Annotated in this window: 23 protein-coding genes; 9 read left to right on the plus strand and 14 right to left on the minus strand. The window is 41.6% G+C overall.

Features of this window, described 5'->3' with window-relative positions:
- The first annotated feature begins 76 nt into the window (after positions 1-76).
- A complete protein-coding gene (locus GPS65_RS03565; RefSeq protein ID WP_041815914.1) occupies positions 77-922 on the plus strand; it encodes an oxidoreductase in 846 nt (281 codons plus the stop codon).
- Between the two features lie 46 nt (positions 923-968).
- On the opposite strand, the gene GPS65_RS03570 is transcribed toward GPS65_RS03565, so the two are convergent.
- Positions 969-2,339 carry a S1C family serine protease gene (locus tag GPS65_RS03570; RefSeq protein ID WP_012011204.1) on the minus strand — a complete coding sequence of 457 codons (1,371 nt, stop codon included), beginning with the start codon at positions 2,337-2,339 and terminating at the stop codon, positions 969-971.
- A 336-nt stretch (positions 2,340-2,675) separates the two neighbouring features.
- On the opposite strand from GPS65_RS03570, the gene GPS65_RS03575 reads away from it, so the two are divergent.
- Positions 2,676-3,353, plus strand: coding sequence for a response regulator transcription factor (locus GPS65_RS03575; protein ID WP_012011205.1), 678 nt, complete (start codon positions 2,676-2,678; stop codon positions 3,351-3,353).
- Positions 3,350-4,681: a sensor histidine kinase gene (locus GPS65_RS03580; protein ID WP_012011206.1), complete on the plus strand. Its 1,332-nt coding sequence runs from the start codon at positions 3,350-3,352 to the stop codon at positions 4,679-4,681. Before GPS65_RS03575 ends, GPS65_RS03580 begins: the two co-directional genes overlap by 4 nt.
- A 20-nt stretch (positions 4,682-4,701) precedes the next feature.
- Here the strand turns inward: GPS65_RS03580 and spxO are convergent, their stop codons facing one another.
- Positions 4,702-4,866: an anti-adapter protein SpxO gene (gene spxO, locus GPS65_RS19255; RefSeq protein ID WP_012011207.1), complete on the minus strand. Its 165-nt coding sequence runs from the start codon at positions 4,864-4,866 to the stop codon at positions 4,702-4,704.
- Positions 4,867-5,058: 192 nt separating this feature from the next.
- Here spxO and GPS65_RS03585 point away from each other — a divergent pair, with 192 nt between their 5' ends.
- Positions 5,059-5,937 (plus strand): TetR/AcrR family transcriptional regulator, encoded by an 879-nt coding sequence (locus tag GPS65_RS03585; protein WP_144459548.1) that lies wholly within the window; start codon positions 5,059-5,061, stop codon positions 5,935-5,937.
- Between the two features lie 79 nt (positions 5,938-6,016).
- On the opposite strand, the gene fumC is transcribed toward GPS65_RS03585, so the two are convergent.
- Both fumC and GPS65_RS03595 read right to left on the minus strand, forming a co-directional pair.
- Positions 6,017-7,411: a class II fumarate hydratase gene (fumC, locus tag GPS65_RS03590; RefSeq protein ID WP_012011209.1), complete on the minus strand. Its 1,395-nt coding sequence runs from the start codon at positions 7,409-7,411 to the stop codon at positions 6,017-6,019.
- A gap of 89 nt (positions 7,412-7,500) precedes the next feature.
- Positions 7,501-7,668 carry a YvzF family protein gene (locus GPS65_RS03595; RefSeq protein ID WP_003213147.1) on the minus strand — a complete coding sequence of 56 codons (168 nt, stop codon included), beginning with the start codon at positions 7,666-7,668 and terminating at the stop codon, positions 7,501-7,503.
- A gap of 114 nt (positions 7,669-7,782) precedes the next feature.
- Between GPS65_RS03595 and GPS65_RS03600 the strand changes: the two genes are divergently transcribed.
- From GPS65_RS03600 to GPS65_RS03615, 4 genes are read left to right on the plus strand one after another with little or no spacing between them, the layout of a single operon-like run.
- Positions 7,783-9,207, plus strand: a complete 1,425-nt coding sequence (locus GPS65_RS03600; protein WP_144481881.1) for a spore germination protein — start codon at positions 7,783-7,785, stop codon at positions 9,205-9,207.
- Positions 9,194-10,288, plus strand: coding sequence for a GerAB/ArcD/ProY family transporter (locus tag GPS65_RS03605; RefSeq protein ID WP_144468398.1), 1,095 nt, complete (start codon positions 9,194-9,196; stop codon positions 10,286-10,288). Before GPS65_RS03600 ends, GPS65_RS03605 begins: the two co-directional genes overlap by 14 nt.
- Positions 10,285-11,406, plus strand: a complete 1,122-nt coding sequence (locus GPS65_RS03610; protein ID WP_144468399.1) for a Ger(x)C family spore germination protein — start codon at positions 10,285-10,287, stop codon at positions 11,404-11,406. Before GPS65_RS03605 ends, GPS65_RS03610 begins: the two co-directional genes overlap by 4 nt.
- A 37-nt stretch (positions 11,407-11,443) precedes the next feature.
- The gene (locus GPS65_RS03615) at positions 11,444-11,812 is read left to right on the plus strand and encodes a hypothetical protein (RefSeq protein ID WP_012011213.1); all 369 of its coding nucleotides are present in this window, start codon (positions 11,444-11,446) and stop codon (positions 11,810-11,812) included.
- Between the two features lie 47 nt (positions 11,813-11,859).
- Here the strand turns inward: GPS65_RS03615 and liaR are convergent, their stop codons facing one another.
- The 7 genes from liaR to GPS65_RS03650 form a co-directional block, all read right to left on the minus strand.
- Positions 11,860-12,495, minus strand: a complete 636-nt coding sequence (gene liaR / locus GPS65_RS03620) for a two-component system response regulator LiaR (RefSeq protein WP_003213157.1) — start codon at positions 12,493-12,495, stop codon at positions 11,860-11,862.
- Positions 12,492-13,556, minus strand: a complete 1,065-nt coding sequence (gene liaS, locus GPS65_RS03625; protein ID WP_012011214.1) for a two-component system sensor histidine kinase LiaS — start codon at positions 13,554-13,556, stop codon at positions 12,492-12,494. Before liaS ends, liaR begins: the two co-directional genes overlap by 4 nt.
- Entirely contained in the window at positions 13,553-14,317 is a 765-nt protein-coding gene (gene liaF / locus GPS65_RS03630; RefSeq protein ID WP_041815917.1) for a cell wall-active antibiotics response protein LiaF, read from the minus strand. Before liaF ends, liaS begins: the two co-directional genes overlap by 4 nt.
- 30 nt (positions 14,318-14,347) lie before the next feature.
- Positions 14,348-15,217, minus strand: a complete 870-nt coding sequence (gene liaG, locus GPS65_RS03635; RefSeq protein WP_012011216.1) for a LiaG family protein — start codon at positions 15,215-15,217, stop codon at positions 14,348-14,350.
- 111 nt (positions 15,218-15,328) lie between these two features.
- Complete coding sequence (gene liaH, locus GPS65_RS03640; RefSeq protein WP_144459552.1) at positions 15,329-15,994, minus strand: stress responsive protein LiaH; 666 nt, start codon at positions 15,992-15,994, stop codon at positions 15,329-15,331.
- 15 nt (positions 15,995-16,009) lie between these two features.
- The gene (locus GPS65_RS03645; protein WP_088001319.1) at positions 16,010-16,402 is read right to left on the minus strand and encodes a hypothetical protein; all 393 of its coding nucleotides are present in this window, start codon (positions 16,400-16,402) and stop codon (positions 16,010-16,012) included.
- 334 nt (positions 16,403-16,736) lie between these two features.
- Entirely contained in the window at positions 16,737-17,306 is a 570-nt protein-coding gene (locus GPS65_RS03650; protein WP_144459554.1) for a cob(I)yrinic acid a,c-diamide adenosyltransferase, read from the minus strand.
- A gap of 188 nt (positions 17,307-17,494) precedes the next feature.
- Here GPS65_RS03650 and GPS65_RS03655 point away from each other — a divergent pair, with 188 nt between their 5' ends.
- Entirely contained in the window at positions 17,495-18,241 is a 747-nt protein-coding gene (locus GPS65_RS03655) for an SDR family NAD(P)-dependent oxidoreductase (protein ID WP_088001308.1), read from the plus strand.
- A gap of 17 nt (positions 18,242-18,258) precedes the next feature.
- On the opposite strand, the gene pdxA is transcribed toward GPS65_RS03655, so the two are convergent.
- The 3 genes from pdxA to GPS65_RS03670 are packed head-to-tail and all read right to left on the minus strand — an operon-like array spanning position 18,259 to position 22,410.
- Positions 18,259-19,284 (minus strand): 4-hydroxythreonine-4-phosphate dehydrogenase PdxA, encoded by a 1,026-nt coding sequence (pdxA, locus tag GPS65_RS03660; protein WP_144457111.1) that lies wholly within the window; start codon positions 19,282-19,284, stop codon positions 18,259-18,261.
- Entirely contained in the window at positions 19,260-20,603 is a 1,344-nt protein-coding gene (locus GPS65_RS03665) for a four-carbon acid sugar kinase family protein (protein WP_144457109.1), read from the minus strand. The genes pdxA and GPS65_RS03665 overlap by 25 nt, the downstream gene beginning before the upstream one ends.
- Before the next feature lie 25 nt (positions 20,604-20,628).
- Positions 20,629-22,410 (minus strand): sigma-54-dependent Fis family transcriptional regulator, encoded by a 1,782-nt coding sequence (locus GPS65_RS03670; RefSeq protein WP_186312747.1) that lies wholly within the window; start codon positions 22,408-22,410, stop codon positions 20,629-20,631.
- Positions 22,411-22,508: the final 98 nt, after the last annotated feature.

A 22,508-nucleotide genomic window follows, 5' to 3' on the forward strand; every position in this document is an offset into this window, starting at 1 on the left:
ATTCTTCTCCATCCTTCTTTTCGTTATTCAATAAAAGATCAGGCTATGGTAAATTGAAACAAAAAGGAGGTACGAGATGATGAAAAGGACAGCCATTGTAACTGGTGCCAATAGCGGCTTTGGCAAGCTCATCACGATAGGCCTCGCCAAACAAGGCTATACAGTGATTGCAGGTGTCAGGCAGGAAGCCAATGCGAAAAAGCTTGCCGAAGAAATCGAGCAAGCCTCTTTATCTGAAGCAATACATATTGCAGCATTAGATGTGACCGACACGCAGTCGATTCAAGTATTTCAGAAAAAGCTACATACTTACGCCCCCATTACCTTGCTTGTCAACAATGCCGGAACAGCCTATGCCGGTTTTGCTGAAGAGGTTCCTGTTGATACGTTCCGCCAGCAATTTAATGTCAATGTTTTCGGAGTCATGGAAGTGACACAAGCCGTCCTTCCGTTTATGACAAATGGTGCAAAGATATTCAATATGAGCAGCATCAGCGGATTAATGGGAATGCCCGCACTTTCTCCTTATGTATCCTCCAAGTTTGCTTTAGAGGGCTACACAGAGAGCTTACGCATTGAACTTGCCTCGTTCGGTATACAGGCAGCCTTGATCGAACCAGGCTCTTTCCAAACGAATATTTGGAACACGTCTATGAACGAGCACATGTTACAACCAGAAGAAGGCTCAAAATACATACACCTCTATCAAAAGATGATGGCTCATATCAATGCTCAAAAATCAAACTACGGGGACCCGCGTGAAGTCGCAGAGCTTGTGATTCGATTAGCCGAGAAGAAGCGGCTGAAAAAGCTGAGATATCCAATTGGGAAAGGAGTGCGACTTTCATTTACCGCAAAGCAGCTCTTACCTTGGAGCATGTGGGAAAAAATCATATTACGTACACTCTCTTCAAAAAAATAAGCATAAAAAAACAGGTAGACCTTTAACGTCCACCTGTTTTTTTCATTTATTCAGTTTCAGACTGTCCAAGAGTAATATCTAAGTTCTTGTTTTTCCCTTCACGAATAACAGTCATTGTTGTTTTATCGCCAACTTTTGTTTCTTTGTACAAAATTTCTTTTAGCTGAGAGCTGTTCGCCACGTTTTTCCCTTTAAACTTGATGATGACATCTCCAGACTTCAAGCCTGCTTTTTGTGCAGGTGATCCTTTTGATACATCCTTTACGTAAATCCCTTTGCCGATTTGTTTATCAAATAGGCCAAGCGTATTTTCTTGATACGTTTCAGGCACTTGCTCAAGGTCAATCATTTGTACGCCAAGGTAAGGACGTTCAACCTTTCCGTTTTTCAACAGCTCATCTACAATCGGTTTGACATCGTTACTTGGAATCGCAAAGCCGAGTGATTCCACACCGCTTTCGCTAATTTTCAAGCTGTTGATACCGATGACTTGACCATCTGTATTGATAAGCGGTCCACCGCTGTTTCCTGGATTGATCGCTGCATCTGTTTGCAGTACATTCATTTCCACCGTACCAGATGACGTGTTCGCTTCAACTGTACGATCAAGACCACTGATAATTCCTTCTGTCACAGTACCAGAGAATTGGGCACCAAGCGGGTTCCCAATTGCGATTACTTTGTCTCCAGCACGGAGCTTAGAAGAATCACCAAAGCTCGCCACTTTATCAATGCCATCTGCATTGATTTCTACAACAGCTAAATCTGTCATCACGTCACTGCCGACAAGCTTCGCATCTTTTGTTTTTCCGTCATACAGTGTGACCTTCAGTTTATTGGCACCCTCGACTACGTGGTTATTTGTAATAATGTATGCTTTTTTGCCATCTTTTTTAAAGATGACACCAGAACCCGTTCCAGCTTCTGCTTCTGTAGAATCGCCGCTAAGGCCAAACGAATTTTGAGTAGTTTGATAGTTTGAGACACCCACAATGGTTGGCTCTAAATCTTCTACCATATCAGAGACATTCGTGGCATTGGTGATTTGTTTTGTTGAGAAATTCTCAGAGGTCGCCGGTTCACTTGACGCTGTTTGCGTTTGATTATTTGCGGCAGTGTCCTGTGACTGCGGCAAAAGCGGTGTAATGCCAAGCACAAGGCCTCCGCCAATAATTCCTCCAAGGATCGGACTGAGCCATGCTGCTTTCCGCTTTTTCTCCTTTTTCGACGCACGGTCATCTCCCATTTGAGGAGAATGGTTTGTCACACTCTCCTGAGTGGCAGAAGCTTCGTTTTCATGAGGTTGAAAAACGAGTTCCTTTTCTTTTTCAGGTTCGTCTATTTGTTTCTCATTCTCTTGATGTACATCTTCTTGTTGATTCAACTTCTTCTCTTCATCTTCTCTTCGAAAATCCATCGCTTACACTCCTTTACATCATGTTCATGACTTGCTTGATTCATATGTGTAGATAGGACTCATGTCCTCTTAATGGCAATATCATTGAAGATACTACATGACAATATGTCAAATTATATAATACTTATTCATAGAAAAAAAGCAAGGTGCGCACATTCGTGAAAAGCACCTATTGAACTGCCTTTTGTCTATGCCCTTTTTTCCCTTGAGCTTATCATAAACAAACATTATGGGATAATGATGAGAAGAATATGTGAAATTGTGAAAAAAGCGTGTGATTGTTGACATGCCGCCTTTGTATCCCGTTATAATGACGTTGAGAGGATGTGGAAGACTTTGTCGTACACCATTTATTTAGTGGAAGATGAACAAAACTTAAACGAACTTTTAACCAAATATTTAGAAAGTGAAAATTGGAATGTTTCCTCTTTTTTAACCGGAGAAACGGCACGCGAAGCAATGAACAAGCCGCCGCATCTATGGATTTTAGATATCATGCTGCCTGATACTGATGGCTACACACTCATTAAAGAAATTAAAGCCGCATCACCTGACGTACCGGTCATTTTCATTTCAGCACGCGATGCAGATATCGATCGTGTCCTTGGGTTAGAGCTGGGAAGCAGTGATTATATTGCGAAGCCATTTCTTCCACGCGAGCTGATCATTCGGGTGCAAAAGCTGCTTGAGCTTGTATACAAAAACAGCGATACACCGCAGCAGCAAAGTGTCACACCCGTCTCCTCCTATGTCATTCATGAGGATGTAAGAGAGGTGTATGAAGGAGATCAGCTCATTAATTTAACTTCTAAGGAATTTGACTTGCTGCTTTTATTTACACACCACCAAGGACATGCTTTTTCTCGTGAAGATATTCTCGTCAAAATTTGGGGACACGATTACTTCGGGACAGATCGTGTGGTGGATGACCTTGTCAGACGATTGCGCAAAAAAATGCCCGACTTAAAGGTCGAGACCATCTATGGATTTGGCTATAGGATGCTAAAAGGATGAAGAACAAACCACTCGCTTTTCAAATTTGGATCGTCATCTCTGGTATTTTGCTCACCATCTCGATTGTCCTGATCATCTTATTTTCGAATACATTACGAAACTTTTTCACGAATGAAATTTATAAAAATATCGAAAACGAACAACAGGTGCTCACAGAATATCCATTGAACCGAGACGGCTCGCCAAAGTCGACACCGGAAAACCGATCGGTGCAGCACATTCTGATTCCGTCAGATGAATTAAACCAAATGGCGCAATTTTTTCCGCACGCTTTTATTGAGAAAATCCAATCCTTTGTGAAAAAACAAAAAAGCGCAACGAAACGCTATTCTGAAGAGGTGAACGGCCAGCACATCTTTTTTGTCATCAAAAAAGTATCAACAGGCAATACACAATATATTCTGTTGTCTTATGCGCCAGATTCTTATCGAGACGACCTGTCTTTTACACTGTTTAAACAGCTGATCTTTATCTTGAGCACCGTTATTTTATTAAGCTGGATTCCATCGATTTGGCTTGCCCGCTATTTATCCCGTCCAATCGTTGCGTTTGAAAAGCACGTGAAGCGGATTGCACAAGAGGACTGGGACGATCCTGTCATCGTTGACCGGCAAGATGAAATCGGAAAGCTTGGTCATACCATTGAAGAAATGAGACAAAAACTCATTCAAAAGGATGAAACAGAACGGACTCTTTTGCAAAATATCTCACATGACTTAAAGACACCTGTCATGGTCATCCGCGGCTATACGCAGTCGATTAAAGATGGTATTTTTCCTAAGGGAGATCTTGAACAAACGGTGGAAGTCATTGAAGGTGAAGCGGAAAAGCTTGAGAAGAAAATCAAGGATTTGCTGTACTTAACAAAGCTTGATTATTTATCAAATCAACACCCTGCACATGCTTCCTTCCTGCTCAGTAATACGATGCTGGAAGTGGTCGACCGAATACGTTGGTCGAAAAATGAATTGCAGTGGAACGTGGACTTAGATGATGAGGCTGCTCTTGAAGGCGATCCAGAACAATGGAGCAAACTATTTGAGAATGTACTAGAAAATCAACTTCGCTACGCAAAAAGTAAAATTGACATTCAAATGAAACAGGAAGAGGATCAAATACGCATTGTCATTCGTAATGACGGTCCTCCAATTGAAGAACATATGCTATCCAACCTATATGAACCTTTTAGTAAGGGAAAAAAGGGTGAATTCGGTATCGGATTAAGCATTGTCAAAAAAATTCTCTCCATGCATCAAGCGTCTATATCTATTGAAAATGATGATCTAGGTGTATGTTATACGATCACGGTTCCAAAGAAGAGACTGTAGGTTTTTGACCGCAGTCTTTTTTAGATGAATGAATACCCATTGAAATCACGGTATGTGGCTTTGATTTTCTTGCCAGCTTGATACATCCATTTCTTTTCAATGGTTGTCTCTTTCGGCATTTTGACTTTTTCTACTTGAATTCCTTTTGCTTTCAAGCGTCTCATCATATCATCGATTTCTCTCATGGAACATCATCCTTTCACATATTTTGACCAGTTGGTCACCTTACTTTATAATATAAAGAATTACACTGTAAAAAACAAGTTACAATCTGATTAATTTTTGAAAACTTTCGTCGTTTATGACCGATAAGTCACATCTCTTTGCGCACGTTTCCTAAGACATTTGTCTCTCGGTAAGAAAGGATGACATTCATATTGAAAAAGAAAGAGAAAATGATCATTGAGGCCGGCATGAAATTGTTTGCCAGCAAAGGCTACAATACAACGTCTGTTCAGGAAATTGCGGATGAATGCCACATGTCAAAGGGTGCTTTTTATCTTTATTTTAAATCAAAGGAAGCACTGCTCATTTCAATCTTGCATTACTATTATGATAAGGTATTTACCCGGATTCATGAGGTTCAAACAGAGGGCGGCACACCAAAGGAAGCCTACCGTAAACAGCTCACTGTCTACTACGATAATATTTTGCAGCAAAAGGATTTTATTAAAATGCAGCTAAGCGATCGAGCACTGCCAATGAATGAAGAAACGCAGCAGCTCGCAAAACAAATCCGGCTTGCCACCGTTCAGCTTCACATTGATAACATTAAACAGGTATATGGAGATGTAGCGATTCCTTATATCGCTGATCTTTGTTTGACAATTGAGGGCATGAGCCACGTTTATTTCGAGCTTGCGATTTTATATGATTTTCAGCTAGAGGCTGAGGAGCTTGCCGCAACGATGATTCACCGTATCGATGATTTGATGGGCGGTATGATGGAGCGAGATGATCTTCCGCTTATCTCTGTAGATCAAGCGAGCAATTGGTTTGGTCCTATATATGAAAGGTCATTCGACCCGCTGACAGAATCTCTTCTAAAAGAATTAAGAGAGCAGGCTGAAGCACACTATGCAGTGAAAGACGAGCCTGATTTATTTGAAGCACTCGGCATTTTAGAAAATGAATTAAACAAACAGAAACCTAGACAAGTCATCGTGAAAGGCATGCTGTATCAATTAAAATTATACACACCTCTTCAGACCCACTCTGAATCACTTTTGCGTATTTTGAAAGAGGATCATTTGTAAAACCCAAGGCATTCCTTGGGTTTTATTTTTGTTCACATCACATTCAATGGAAAAACCAGGGGCAAACGCCCCTGGTTTCTTATTTTGCTTTCGGTGTCACCATTTCTTCTGGTTTCACAAACTCTTCAAACTGCTCTTCTGTTAACAGCTCTAATTGAAGTGCTGCTTCTTTTAACGTTAAACCTTCTTTATGAGCAAGTTTTGCAATTTTCGCTGCATTTTCATATCCGATGTGCGGGTTAAGTGCCGTCACAAGCATCAATGAATTGTTCAAGTTTTTCTCAATTGTTTCTAGGTTTGGTTCGATTCCAACTGCACACTTGTCATGGAATGAATTCATACCGTCAGCAAGTAATTCAACTGATTGTAAGAAGTTATAGATGATGACCGGCTTAAATACGTTCAGCTCAAAGTTTCCTTGGCTGGCAGCAAAACCGATCGTTGCATCATTCCCCATAATTTGTGCTGCAATCATTGTTAAAGCTTCACTTTGAGTTGGGTTGACTTTACCCGGCATAATAGAGCTTCCTGGCTCATTTTCAGGAATGATCAATTCGCCAATACCGCAGCGAGGACCACTTGCTAGCCATCTCACATCGTTGGCAATTTTCATTAAATCAGCTGCAAGTGCTTTTAGGGCACCGTGTGCATACGTAATTTCATCATGGCTTGTTAGCGCATGGAATTTGTTTGGTGAAGAATTGAAATTTTGACCTGTCAGCTTGCTGATTTCCTCAGCAACATATTGACCAAACTCAGGATGGGCGTTAATTCCTGTACCAACAGCTGTTCCGCCAATCGCAAGCTCTCTCATTTTTTCAGTTGATTCTAGAATCATTTCTTTTGAACGGTCCAGCATGTACACCCAGCCGCTAATTTCTTGTCCTACTGTCAGTGGTGTTGCGTCTTGCAAATGCGTACGACCGATTTTCACAATCTCTTGATAGGCTTTTGCTTTCTCATCAAGAGTGGCTCTTAATTGATCAATCGCAGGTAATAACTTTTTGTACACAGCTAAAACAGCTGCCACGTGCATAGCAGTTGGGAATGTGTCGTTTGAGCTTTGGCTGCGGTTGACGTCATCATTCGGGTGAATACTGAACTCACTATTTTTATCTTTCAAGTAAGCAGTTGCTCTATTTGCAACGACTTCGTTCATGTTCATGTTACTTTGTGTTCCACTACCTGTCTGCCATACAACAAGCGGGAAATGCTCGTCATACTTTCCGCTGATGATGTCGTCACATACAGTAGCAATTGCTTCTGCTTTTTCGCTCTCAAGGTTGCCAAGACGTTCGTTGGCAATCGCTGTGCTACGTTTCAAAATTGCAAACGCATTCACAACTTCCTTTGGCATTTTCTCAGAACCGATTTTGAAATTTTCTTTGCTTCGTTGTGTTTGTGCACCCCAGAACTTGTCCTTTGGCACCTTGATTTCGCCCATTGTATCTTTTTCGATTCTAAATTCTGTCATTATGTATCCCTCCATAACTTCTATACACTCAACTCTATTCTATACAAAAAACCAAAATCCTTTAAGCGTTTTCAATTAAAATTTTATCTTTATTTTAATTTTAGTTCAATATAAACGCGGACATCTTTCGAATATTTGTATTTTGGGTTCGTTTTTCCGTAATCTTTTGATGTATATGTCACTTCATAATGCTTGTCAAACGACTGTAGAATACGGTCAATCTCCTCTTTTGTTCCTGCTAAACGAATTTGTGCCATCTTGTTTCCTCCAAAACCCTCATTCTTTCTTTTACCACAAAATAATGTAACACAGAATATTGTTTTTTCAAGCAGGTAATGCTAAAAAAAAGTTATTTGAGGCGGGTGATCCTTTTGAATCAGACTCCATTGAAAGAGCACTTATACGATAATCTCTCCGTCATTCTCCCGCAATTAAAGGAAATGGATGATTTGGTCCATGAGAAAAAAATGCTGCCTCACGGGCAAGTTGTTTACTATTTATACATAAAAGAAATGAACAAAAAGATGGAGATTCAAACCTTTTTAAAGCTGCTTCTCCAAGATCATACGTCTCTGACGAAAGAGAAGCTCGAATCTAATTTATCCATGATGACCACTCGTTCGGTCAAGACCTCTGAAGAATTGGTTGATGCAATTTTTGAAGGTCATTGCGTAGTGCTAATTAACGGATTTAAGCATGCTTATATATTAGAAACAAATGGAACGAAGAAACGCAGTTTAGGGGATGCTACCTCTGAAACAGTCGTAAGAGGACCCAAAATTGGCTTTATTGAAGATTTAAATACGAATTTAGCGCTTGTAAGACAGCGCTTGAAAAATCCTGATGTCAAAACCGTCGATATGAAGATTGGTCTACAGAAATACACCCAAGTCGCCATCATGTATATCGACGGTATCGTACAAGTACCTGTTTTAAAGGAAGTCAAAAAGCGGCTCAAGCAAGTAACCATTGATGATATACAGGACTCTGGTGTTCTTGAGGAGCTCATTGAAGATAATGTATACTCTCCTTTTCCACAAATTCAAAATACAGAAAGGCCAGATAAAGTGGCGTCTGCTTTAAATAATGGCCGGGTTGCCATCTTTGTCGATCATTCACCTTTTGTGCTCGTTGTACCTGCTTCGCTCGCGACAATTATGCAATCACCTGATGATTATTATGAAAGGTGGATCGCTGCCTCACTCATTCGTATGCTGCGGTTTACCTCAATCTTTCTGACGTTATTTTTATCAGCCATTTATATTGCACTTGTGTCATTCCATCAAGGTCTTTTGCCAACCACTTTGGCGATTACAATCTCGAGCACAAGGGAAAATGTCCCATTTTCACCCATTGTCGAAGCTCTCATCATGGAAATAACGATTGAACTGCTGCGGGAAGCTGGCTTAAGGCTGCCAAATCCACTTGGACAGACGATCGGACTTGTTGGCGGCGTTGTTATTGGACAGGCTGCCGTTCAGGCACATATTGTCAGCTCGATTATGGTGATTATCGTGAGTGTCATTGCACTTGCATCCTTTACTGTTCCTCAATATGGGATGGGCATGTCCTTTCGTGTGCTTCGTTTTGTGTCCATGTTTGCTGCGGCGACCTTTGGTTTATACGGGATTGCGCTGTTTATGCTCGTCCTCCTTACTCATCTCACGCGGCAAAAAAGTTTTGGCACACCGTATTTCTCACCAGATTTTGTGTTCAGCTATAAAAACGAAGACAATTCCATTATTCGATTGCCCTTAAAAAATCAACAGAAAGGAGAACGAGATGGTCAATCATAAAGAGTCGATATCAAGCTATCAGGCAAGTGCCATTATTGCGAATACAACACTAGGTGCGAGTATGATGATTCTACCACGTTCAATGGCTCAGGCTGCGGCTACACCTGACGGCTGGATTGCACTCTTACTCATGAGTGTCATTTACATTGTGTTTATTTTTGCGAATGTCCTCATGATGAAAAAAGTCCCCTTCTCCTCATATTACGATTATACGAATGAGGGCCTTGGAAAGTGGATTGGTGCGCTTGCCAACCTCCTCATTATTATTTATTTTCTAGGAGTAGCCAGCTATGAAGTTCGAGCGATGTCGGAAATGGTGAAATTCTTTCTGCTTCAAAACACACCTGTAGCGGTGACAATGATCAGTTTTATTGTGGTTGGTTTTTATCTTGTGATTGGCGGGATTGGTGATTTAGCGAGGCTTTTTCCTTTTATTCTGATTGTGACGCTCATCATCTTATTTGTCGCTTACGGACTTAGCTTGCAAGAATTTAAGTTAGATAACCTTCGACCCGTTTTAGGAGAGGGATTCTCCCCTGTCTTCAATTCCTTTAATGCATCAGCCATATCGTTTGTCGGCATTGAAATGATGCTGTTTATGCCTGCTTATATGAACACGCAAAAACACACCTTTGCTTATGGAACCGTCGGCTTTTTGATTCCTGCGATTATCTATATTTTCACTTATATTCTTGTGGTTGGTGCGTTGACTGTCAAAGAAACGGCGACTTTGACTTGGCCAACCATTGCCTTGTTTCAAGCCTTTGATATTCAAGGGGTTTTTATTGAACGAATTGACTCCTTTTTGCTGATCGTTTGGCTCGTTCAGCTGTATACAAGCTTTGTCGGGTATACATTTTTTGCTGCAATCGGTGTATCTAAACTGACTAAGTTTCCCAAAAAGGTCGTCCTCGCTTTAATGGGAATTGTGATTTACTTTGCAGCTATTTTCCCAAAGGATGTCGATACAGTGCGAGATTATTTAACCTATGTGAACAACCTCTTTTTCCTACTGTTCGGTATTCTCCCGTTTCTCTTATTTTTTATTGTTTATTTCAAAAGGAGGCGGAAAACAGCATGAAAAAGAAAGCAGCTTGTGCTCTTTTGACGCTGGTTTTGTTAAGTGGTTGCTGGGATAGTACAAATATTGAGGAGCTCAACATGGCAATTGGGTTTGCGGTAGATAAAGGAGATCAAGGACATAAATTAAAGCTGTCTATGCAAGTCCTTGTTCCTCAAAAGATTGATCAGGAAGCAAGTGTCAAAGACCCTACGAAAATCATTGAAACGAGCGGGGATTCTATGCATCAAATTTTCCGCACAACGGCGCTAAAAAGCCACCGCATTTTCGCGCAGCAGCTTAGGGTGTATTTATTTTCTGAGAAACTCATCAATGAGAATAATTTCGATCTCGTCATTAATCAATTCATTCGAGACAACGAAACGCGAAGAGGTAGCCTCGTCTTTATGACATCTGAGAAGCCTGGAGACATGCTCAAAATCAATGACGACGGACAGCCAGCCTCATCAACCTTATACGACCTTTCAGAAAATAGAAAAACGACCATTCGTATGTTCAAAACGGTCTCATTAGGAGATATTTCTTCAGCCATGCAGAACAATGTATCCTTTGCTGTTCCGAAAGTTAGCGTCGATCAAGGAAAATTGATACTCGACGGCGCCTCTATTATTAAGAACAGACGATTTCTCACCAATATCTCTCCGTTAGCGGTTCAGTCATACAATTTGTTAACTGGCGACGGAAAAGGCGGCGTCATTGAATTTAAATATGATCACAGCATCTATTCTTTTGAGATTTTCAAAATGAAGCATCATATCAAAACCCATAAATCAGCCAGTGGAAGATACCAATTTGATGTGTCAGTGACGCTTGATGGGCGATTGTCTGAAGATTGGAATGAACGTGAAAATGCTTTTAATGAAAAATATCTCCGAGAAATCGAAGGCGTTGTCAAACGTCGATTAGAAAGTGATGTGAAAGATTTCATCAAGGAATTACAGCATGAGATCAAAGCAGATATTTGCGGATTCTATCAAAAGGCGAGTATTGCCTACCCGAAGGATTTTCGAAAAGAAGCAAAACATTGGGATGAAATTTTTAGTGAATCAGATATTCATTACAAAGCAAAAGTGAAAATCCGTGACTTCGGGACTAAGGGCGCAACACAATCCTTATAGAGTATGTTAAAATGGTAAGAAAAAAAGGGTGTCAATCATGAAACGAGCTTTACTTTCGGCCGGCATTCTATTTTTGATTCTAGGAATACTCCTGTTAGTCGTTGTATTCATGCAATCAAAAGAAGATTTCTTCATTGAAGCCGACAGCTTTTCGAGCACATTTTTGATCGTGATCTATTATGGACAAACCCCTGCGCTCCTTCTGATAGGAGGCGGTATATTCGTCGGACTTTCACAGATCATTGGTTTGCAAGAGAAAAAGGCAGCATTGGCAAAGGAGAGCGTAAAGCTATTATCCGAGATGAAGAAAGCCCTAGAAGACAAATCGGCCGAGGAGCAGGAGGCTTTTCCAGTTCCTGAGCTCCATCAACTATCCGAACGTCCAATCACAGGACAGAAGGACTAAATTTACGCATGTTCTAGCAGCTTTCTTTTGAAAGCTGTTTTTTTATTTTATTGAATCAGCTTATGACGATGCGCATACACAGCCGCTTGCGTCCGGTCTTCTACATCGAGTTTGGAAAGAATGTTCGTAATATGTGTCTTCACTGTTTTAATTGTAATGAATAGTTCCTCAGCGATGACCTTATTCGATTTCCCATCGGCAATCAGCTTCAAGATTTCCATTTCCCTTGCTGTTAATGCATCATGAAGGATTGATCCATTTGAGGAATGACGAAGTTTATTCATCACCTTTCCAGCTACTTTTGATTCTAGTCTTGGTTCGCCGATACTTGCAGACCGAATGGCATCTGCAATTTCTCCTGCCTTGGATGTTTTTAATAAATAACTTAAAGCACCTGCCTCAATCACTGGATAAACTTTATCATCATCAATAAAGCTCGTCAGAACGATAATTCGAGCATCTTCAATTTCCTGACAAATTCTTTTCGTTGCTTCGATGCCATCCATGCCTTCCATGACAAGATCCATTAATATGACATCTGGCCGTAATTCAACTGCTAGCTCTACACCTTTTTGTCCATCTGACGCTTCACCAATGACTTCAATATCAGCTTGTGCCTCTAAAAAAGCAGCAAGCCCCATTCTCACCATTTCGTGATCGTCGATTAAAAGCACTCGAATCATCGAACGTTCTCTCCTTTTCCTTCATCAAAAATGGGAACCTTCACATCAATTTGTGTTCCTTTTCCTTCAAATGACATAATCTCTGCGACACCGCCTACTTCACTTGTTCTTTCACGAATGGATTCCAGTCCGTAGGAGGCCGTCTTCACATGATCTGTTTGAAAGCCGATGCCATTGTCGATAATCTTCAGCTGCACCTGCCGATTTCGAATAAGCAGACGCACTGTCACCTTTGTCGCCTTTGCATGTCTGAACACATTTGACAAGGCTTCCTGTACGATTCGGAAGAGGTGATCCTCTACCCCTTTTGACAGCGGAACATCATCTTCTATTTCCCAATCGATATCAATCGGCTGCTTTGCTTGAAATTCATTTAGGAGTTCAATCAAGCCTTTTTTCAAGTCTTTTCCTTCAAGGGTGATCGGTCTGAGATGTAGCAAAAGCGCTCGCATTTCATTCTGTGCATCGCCAGCCATTCGTTCGACTAGACGCATCTGCTTTAAAATCTTTTCATCCTTTTCCTTCATACCCTCAAGAATTGCAGAGGTCATCATTGAAATCGCAAACAACTGCTGGCTGACCGCATCATGCAGTTCTCGTGCTAGACGCTGACGTTCTTCTGAGACGACCGATTTTTTCATTTGCACCTGCCATTCAGCCCGTTCATTCGAGAGCTTTTGCAAAGAGGCTACTTGACCTTCCACTCGTTTTGCCATTTCATTTAATTGGTCTGCTGCTAAGCCAATTTCATCGTCGCCAAGAGACGGCAGTCTGTATGCAAAGTTCCCATTTTCAAACTTTAAAATCGACTCTACAAGCTGATCAAGACGCTTTTTATGCTGATAACCAAATACATGTGAGGCAGAAAACCCAATGGCAAGACTAATGATCAGTAAAATACAAAAAAACGGGATGCCGAACCAGCGGGTAGAGAGGAGAATCATCGGATCAAGCTGGTAATAAAAAAACATGGGCAGCATCGTCATGATGACAACACCAAGCGAGATCCCTACTCCAAGACGAATAGATTGCCACTGGATACCTAGATGGAGTTTCCTCATAAGTATCTCACATCCACATCTCCGATCAGTAAAGAGATGGAGATTTTCACTTTACGTTTGCTCTCATCATAATTGTCGGTCATCACATACACTTTACTGCCGAATCCGCTTCTTTTTTCATCAATAATTTTCATATCACCAATGGCAGCCGAAGCGCTCACACATACTTCAATATCCTGCGGAACGAAAATATCCACATCTCCGATGAGCCCGCTTATCACGATCGTGCTCTCTTCTTCTGCGATAATGGCTTTTGATAAATCGATTTTGACATCCCCAATAAAACCAGAAATCGTCAAATCACTTAATTGAAACGGCTTTTTCATCAGTCTGACTTCACCGATAAAGAAATCATGCTCCTTGTGCGGCTTTGTCTGGCTCTTTGTTTTCTTTTGCTCGCCCTCTTTTTCAAGATTGACTTTCAGAGAAGGTTTATCGTTCTCCGGTGCTTCCTTTTTATCGATATCAAAAACGGGTTTGTTTTTCAATAAGCGATAGCCGGCATAGATCAAAAAGGCGGCAAATAAATATCCTGTGAGGCTAAATGTAATATTGAGCAGGAATTTTAAAAAGAGAAAGCCGGCAAAAATATAGGAAACTGAACCGAGCCAACGTTTGGATCTCGAGTGCAGCCAATAGCCCGCAAGCGCAAAAAACACAGGCCAAAACAAATCGGCTCCGATCCCAATAATTTTGAGAAATAGATTAATACCAAAAATCACGACAATGATGCCTAAAATTTGATTCCTTGAAAAACGCAGTTGACTCGCCTCCTTCCTTTGTTTCGTTCATTACCGCAGCTTTAAGTTTCCACTTGTCATTTCAATATCGACTAAATGTGTCCCTTTTCCCCGCGTACCTGTAAAGCCCCGTCCTTCACTATCTGCTTGATCAAAGTGATAGGTGTGGTCGACACTTCCACTTGTTTTTTTCACTTGGACATTAAAATCTCCTTCATCTGGCAGGTTAAATTTTGCGCTGCCTGATGTCATATGAAAGGAGACAGGTGATTCAATGGTATCAAAGCTTGCCGTCAATCTACCACTCGTCATTTCTAGCTGCATTTCGCCTTTGACATCTTTAATATCGACACGGCCTGAGGTTGCTCCAATATCGCTATTTTTCGCATCAATGTGAGACGCAGAGAGTCTGCCAGATGTCGCTTTGATTTCTACATTGTTTGCTGAGAAATTCTCAGCATTAAGGTTTCCGCTTGTTGATTTGAGGATCACATCTTCAAGAGAAAGCTTCCCTTCGCCGTCGATCTCACTGACCCCGCTTCCACCCGTAATCTTCACATTTTTATGATAATCTGTTGGGATTTTAACTAAGAGTTCTCCTTTTTCAAATGAAGTGAAAAACAAGAATCCTTTATTTTCAGCACGGACGTTAAATGTACTACCTGTTTGTTCCGCATACATTTTCCCTTTTCCACCTACGACCATCACGGAAATATCGGAACGATTTTCAGGCTGTACCTTCACGCGAAATCCAGAAAGAGAAATATCTAATTGATCAATTTCATCTTTTTTTGCTGAAGCCGTTGTGACTGGTTTTTCACGGGAGAAACTCAAATGAAAGAGATTTTCGTTTTTGAAAAGCATCCCAATCATTAAAAAGACACCTACGAGTATACAAATTAGACCAATTAATCGCTTCATTCATACCATCCCTTTATCTTCTGACCTTTTCATTATAAGGAAAAGCGAAACAGAAAGAAATCAAATATCGGAAGAAAAATCCTGCTTTTCTTCCGATTTGTCATTGATTTCTTAGTTTGCTTGCTGCTGCTCAGGCTTCTTCTCTAGCTTGAGCTTCTGCCATTCTTTTTCCACCTCATCGGCATAGTTTAAGTGAGCATATGCTCCTTGATCTGCAAATTGTGCATAGCTGCCTGCTTTTGTCTCCATTTCTTCGATACGGTTCTCCATTCGAAGAAATTCTTTATATGCACTTTCACTATCTACTTTATTCATAGATTCGTTCATATGCTGCTTTGCCTGTGCGGCATTTGCTCTTGCTATGAGCGCCTGCTTCTTGTCTTTAATATCACGCAGCTTCGTTTCTAACTGCTGCATTTGCTCTTTTAGTTCTTTTAGTTGTTTCACAGATTGCTGATAAGCTTCCTGATATTCCTGATGCTTTTCTTCAAAATACTTCATTTCTGTGAGCGCTTTTCGTGCTAACTCTTCTTCTCCTGCGTGAAATGCCAGCTCAGCCTGCTTCTTTCTTTTTTCAGCAAATGCTTCCGTCTCTTCTGCTTTGCGCAGGAAACCTTGTTGTATCGTCTGCTGTTTGATGATCGCATGTTTCGCTTTGGCAATATCGTCCTCCATATCACGAACGTACTGATTTAGCATGACACGCGGATTCTCCATTTTATCTAAGCCCTCATTGACCGTTGCAACAAACATATCTCTCATTCTTCTAAATACCATTTGAATTTCCTCCTCTTATTTTTTCTTTAAAAAGTCTTCCCATTCTTGATCAAATGACGTGTGCATAGGTTCTTCCATTTTCGGTGACGTGTTTGGTTCCATATATGATCTGCTTGATGATCCTTTTGCCACTTCACCATTGATCATCCTCCAGCCGAAGTAGAGAAGCCCCCCAGCTAGGGCGATTCCAAGGATAAATGGCAGACCTTGCACAACGATCATGACACCAATGACGGCAAGAATGATGCCGAAAGTTTTACTGCCTTTCTCGTATTTCTTTACACCTACATAGATGAGCCACGCCCCAATCAGAATCGGGATCAGCCCTCCTAGCGAACCACCGAAGAAGATGGATAGACCGACAAACATTAAAATCGAACCGATGATGGTTTTACTTGTTATTTTCATCTTCATGCCTCCTTTCTTGCTCCTTGCCTTTACTATAGTCAAAAAAGAAAGCTGGCAAAACGTGTCGCAGATTGATCTTTCATTGCGACCAGAGTCGTAACTTCGCTCAGACTGAGCGGTAGAATCCAATAAAAAAGCACTCTTCAATGAGAAGAGTGCTCAGATTGTTGACAATGCGCTAAAATGATCTTGATTTTAGCCCTTTGTCTTCTTTTCAGCGTGATAGAAAACCTTTGAAGTCTGGGAAGGACGAGCACCGGCGCACAGTCCTGACAACGAGTGCGAAGGTTTGTTTACACGCTGAAACACTTTTCAATGAGAAGAGTGCTTTTCTTTAATTAGACCGAAATACGTTTGCACTTCGTTCATATTCGACATCTGCTTCACCGAGCCGATGATTCACGATTCGGGCGGCTGCAAATAAATAGTCAGATAGCCGGTTTACATACGTGAGCGCAACTGGTGGAATCTCCTCCTCCTTCGCAAGCGTCACCATCTGCCGCTCTGCTCTTCTGACGACTGTGCGCGCCACATGTAAGAGAGCTGCACCTTCCTGACCGCCTGGTAAAATAAATTTCGTGAGCGGCTCGGCTTCTTCTACATAGACATCCATTCTTTGCTCAAGGACTGCTACAGATGCTTCAGTTAATTTACCTTCTTTCGGTAGTTTCACTGCTGCTAAATCACCGCCGCAGTCAAACAGCTCGTGCTGTATCACAATCAGCTCTGACATAATGTCTTGAAACAATTCACCATGCTGACGTAATTTTGCATGTGCGAGTCCAATGAAACTATTCGCCTCATCTAACGTGCCGTAAGCCTCTACCCTCACATCATCTTTATCAGTTCTGCCGCCGATCAAGCCTGTTTGACCTTGATCGCCTGTTTTTGTATAAAGTTTCAACGGTTTTCCCCCTTTTCTACTGCTTTGTCCTTTTAGTATAACCTGAAGTGAAAAGAATTTATTTGTTTAACTTTGAAACACTTTTGATCAAACCTTCTTCATTTCCACTAAACGTGTTGAATGATGAAACATCCCGATTTATAATAGATGTAAGCGCTTTTCAATTATGACAGATGGGTGGGATGTATGTGACTTTACAAAATAAAGTAGCAATTATTACAGGTGCTAGCAGAGGGATCGGCCGTGCCATTGCAGAGGCACTTGCTGGAGAAGGGGCGCGCGTCGTTATCAATGGAACGAACGAACTGTTGCTACAAGATGTTTGTTCATCACTAAATAAAGAAGAGAAACGAGCCATTTATGTTGCTGGTGATGCTAGTTTACCAGAGACATCGGCTGCTCTTGTAGAACAAGCGAAAACACATTTTGGACAAATTGATCTGTTGGTGAACAACGCCGGTATCAATTTACGGAAATCTACAGTGGAGACCTCCCTTGAGGAATGGAAACGATTAATTGATATTAATTTGACTGGCACGTTCCTGATGTGCCAAGCTGTCATCCCTGAGATGATCAAACAAAAGAGCGGAAAAATTGTCAACATGAGTTCTACAACTGGCAAAACCCCTCATCAAAATGCATCGCCTGCATACGGCGCTTCAAAAGCTGGTATCAACTATTTAACGATGCATCTTGCGAAAGAATTAGCTGAGCATCATATCCATGTCAATGCTGTCTGCCCAGGTCCAATTGAAACAGACATGAGCAAGCAATGGAGCGATGAATACCGCCGTTCTGTTTTAGACAGAATTCCTTTGAAACAAATTGGAACACCAGAACAGGTCGCACATGTCGTGACATTTTTAGCCTCTGACCAGTCTGATTTCATCACAGGAGAAACCATCAATATGAATGGTGGAACGTATATGAACTAGAAAAAAAGAGCCTTCACTTACAGGCTCTTTTTCTTTTCAAATGAATTTTCTCTCGTACCAGATAGCATGATCGCCTGTCTAATGGCTTCCTCCATGCTCGCAGAATCAGCCTTTCCTGTTCCTGCGATATCAAATGCTGTCCCATGATCGACACTTGTACGAATAATCGGGAGCCCGACTGTAATGTTGACACCTGATTCTAAACCAAGCACTTTAATCGGTCCATGCCCTTGATCATGATACATTGCCACAACAATATCAAAATCACCTCTCGTCGCCCTAAAGAACAAGGTATCAGCCGGAAGCGGTCCAAACACTTGAATTCCTTCCCGCTGCGCCCGTTCAACCGCTGGAATGACCTTCTCCTCTTCCTCTCCGTTTCCAAACAGCCCATTCTCGCCAGCATGCGGATTAATCCCGCATACAGCAATCCTAGGGGCAGAGATTCCAGAACGGACGAGTGTGTCATGAGCCAATTTAATTGTTGTGTATACACGCTCGGCATTAATTTTTAAAATAGCATCCATTAACCCAATATGTGTGGTGACATGCACTACCTTTAAGTTAGGAGCTGCCAGCATCATCGCATAATCTTCTGTACCCGTCAGGTCTGCTAAAATTTCTGTATGACCTGGGTACATATGACCTGCTTTATGAAGGGCTTCTTTGTTTAGCGGCGCTGTACAAATGCCTTTAATTCTGCGGTCATTCGCAAGGGTAATGGCTTTTTCAAGATACCGGAAAGCCGCATTCCCTGCTTCTTTTGATATGTCCCCAATCGGTATCTCACTTGTTAACAGCTCAAGGTCTAGGCAGGGAACAGCTCCAGCTTTGACTTGCTCCGCTTCCTCTGGTTCTGTGATCCTCACAATCTCTATATTTGCCTTCACAAAGTCTTTCGCCCTATTTAATATACTCGTGTCTCCAATCACAAATAGAACGGCTTCTTCATGTAAACGGGTTTGCTGAAAAGCTTTTAAGATAATTTCAGGACCAACACCAGCCGCATCTCCCATCGTTACAGCAATGATTGGTTTTGACATTCGACTTCCCCCTCTATGTTTTTCAGTACTTCTATCGCATGGAGTACTGAATCTTTTTGACCGTAAGCCCCTGCTTTTGTGACCGCATATAAATTGGTATCGACGAGCTGTCCGAGCGGGATGCCAGGTTCAATTTCTTTCAGCAGCCGAATACCTGCTGCGCCCAGTTCCTGACAAATTGCCCTCGCTGTATCTCCGCCAGTTAGAAAAAGACGTGTGATTCCTGATAATTGAACAATGTCTTTCGTAATCCTTCCAAGACAGACGGACAAAGCACTACCAACTTCTTGCCTTGACAGCCCCTTAGTTTCCCCATAAGCAAGCATCTTTTCAACTATTTCCGGCCTGGCATCTGTGTAAAGAAGAATGTCTTCGTTCTGATGCGTGCGCAGTTGATCGAGCACTGATTTTCGCTCCCATGCTTCACGACCGTTTAATATGTTTAGCGGGTTCACCTTCACTTCAAGACAATGATGTGTTTCCCTTACATAAGCAAACTGCTTGTTTGTTTTTTGAGAGGCACTCCCTGATACGATAAGGACAGGCCTATGTTTTTTAAGTTGAGAAGCCTCTCTCTTTTTTTCGACAGAAGCCGCTAATGCACCAGCCAGTCCAGCCGAGCCAACCCATAGTAATCTTTTCTCCATCTTCATAAACAACTCAACAATTTGCGCGAGATCACCGCTCGTTTCTGCATCACACACAAACCATTGGTGACCATGCTTTAATAAGGAAGACACCTCGTCACTCGTTTCTTTCAGCTCTGCACTGATTGTTTGTTGAGTAAGATTTTTGGGCGTGACGTTCGTCTGCTCGGCAATTAAACCTGAAATGCTGGACGTCAAAACTGGTGTTTTCGGATCGTTTGCTGCTTCTGATAAATGAACAGGTACGCCATCCACATAATGAATGCCATAGGCTGTTGTTCTTTTTGCATCGGGGTAGGCAGGTGCGATAACTGCCGCATCAAATTGACCAATGTCCATTAGTGCTTGCAGCTCAATTCCTATATTTCCTCTTAACGTAGAATCTATTTTTTTAAAGAAAAGGTGCGATTCATCTTGGAGAAATGGCTGCACCATTTGGCTGACTTCATTGTAGGCGTTCTCTGAAGACATACTTCGCGAATCGGTATCCACAATCAGCACATCCTCCTTATACTGGTCAATGTCGCCAAATGACGACTGAAAAAGCACAGAAGCTGTTAAACCCGCTTTCACAAATTGAACGCCCGTATCGTTAGCACCAGTTAAATCATCCGCCATAATGATCACCTTTTGCTCTAAATTCGCTCCTTTTTTTAATAGATCGTTTGTCATATAGACACCTCGGCCTCATTGCGTATTATTCCTTTAGCTTTCTCCATAGCGTTGTACGGTTAATATTTAACCGCTTTGCCGCTTTTGATTGATTCATATTCTCTTCTTCCAGCACTGTCTTGATTATTCGTCTTTCAATTTCATCGAGCGTTCCATTCAAGTAGCTAGACAGCTGCTTTTCTTCATTTTCAAAAGCGAGTTGATTCATCACTGCCTTTGCCTCATTCAAAGTGATATATCCACTTTTTGTCGTCAGCACTAGTTCCTCAATGATCCGTTTGAACTGCCTGACGTTTTCTCTAAATTTCTTGTGTTGAAAGGCTTCAATCACATCTACTGACAACCCAACAACCTGCGTCCCGTATAGAGAATTCAGCTCTGCAATAAATAACCTGCTTATATCTTCAATATCTTCTGGGCGTTCAGACAACGGAGGGACATGAATCGTGAGCTCCTGCAAGCACGTATATAATTCCTCACTAAACGTTCCAGATTGCATCAATTTGAATAAGTCCACTGTCGTTCCAGCTATCCAGCGAATATTCTGATGATGATGTATCTGCCCTGCAATGAGTAGCTGTAACTCCATTGGAACGCACTCAATATCCTTCAGAAACATCGTCCCTTTTTGGTAAAGAGGAATTGAACGCACGTCATCCGGCTCTGTTATATGTCTGCAATGAACTGTCGTAAAGCTCTCATTTTTTCTCTCGCTCATTTGATGAATTGCGAAAGCAAGGCTTGATTTGCCACTTCCTTGTTCACCATAGAGACAAATCGATCGGGATGTCTGACTGAACGCTTTTGCCCTTTTGATTACCCCTTGCATTTTCGGGTTTTGCTCTGTAAAAAAGGAAAATGGATGCTCTGAGTGAACAGGTGATGCAAGCGTCCATATACGATGATCCTCTCGATTCATCACAGTAGAAGGCTTTTCAATCGTGACAAGCAATTCTCCTTTCGAGAGTATGTTTCCTTTAACATGCCATTCTTGCTGCTGATGGGATATTTGAGAAAAGCCATTTTGTTTTCCTTCTCGAATCGCCTTGATGGCAGGTTCAAGTGCTGGGCACCATGCAATCACATCATCATGAGGAAAAAACGGTGCAAATAATCCTTTTTCCATCCAATGTTTCATTTGTTGATTCATAAAATAAAGCTGATTTTGTGGATTGATGATTAGCATGCCTTTTGGAGCTTGATCAATCATTTCACGAAAAAGACGCTGCTCTGCTGTTGCCTCTTTATATAAACGATACATTTGTTTCGCTTGATGAAATGCTTCTTTGACCGATTCACGACCTGATGTAATGAGCATACTTTGCATTCCCAGCTCCTTGGCCGCTTTATCTGTAATCACATCTCCAAGCACAACTTTTGTGCCTTGTTCTTGTAATTGTTTTAAAAGATCCCATACCTCTTCCTCTTGCTGTATGGTGTAAATATCGATTTTAATCCCATATAGATCACCTATGGTGCGTACACCTTGTGTAATATTTTCAAAACCCACGACCGCTTTTTGCCCGTGATAATCTTTTATCAGCGTTAACGCACGGAGCAAGTCGTATCCTGACACAGGGATATCAACTACTGGGATATTAACATGCTGTTGAATGAGCGCAGCTGTTCCGCCTCGGCTCATAATGATATCCATTCCCTCAGCCTCTGCTTGTTCTGCAAGAGCAACACCAGACCTAAGATCTCCTACTTCAAGTTGGAATGTGATATTTTTTTCTTCTTTGGCAAGATCGATTAATACATCGCCCAATCCTTTATACGGCGCCACACCTAACACTTTGATATTCATGAAAAGGACCCCCATTTTTTATCTCTTCATCGTGAGACATACATTGAGGGAGTCCAGCCGTTAGAAAATGGGGACAACCCTCCAAACATTAATTATAA

Origin of the sequence: Bacillus pumilus, from assembly GCF_009937765.1 — a bacterium.
In the GTDB taxonomy this organism is placed as follows: domain Bacteria; phylum Bacillota; class Bacilli; order Bacillales; family Bacillaceae; genus Bacillus; species Bacillus pumilus_O.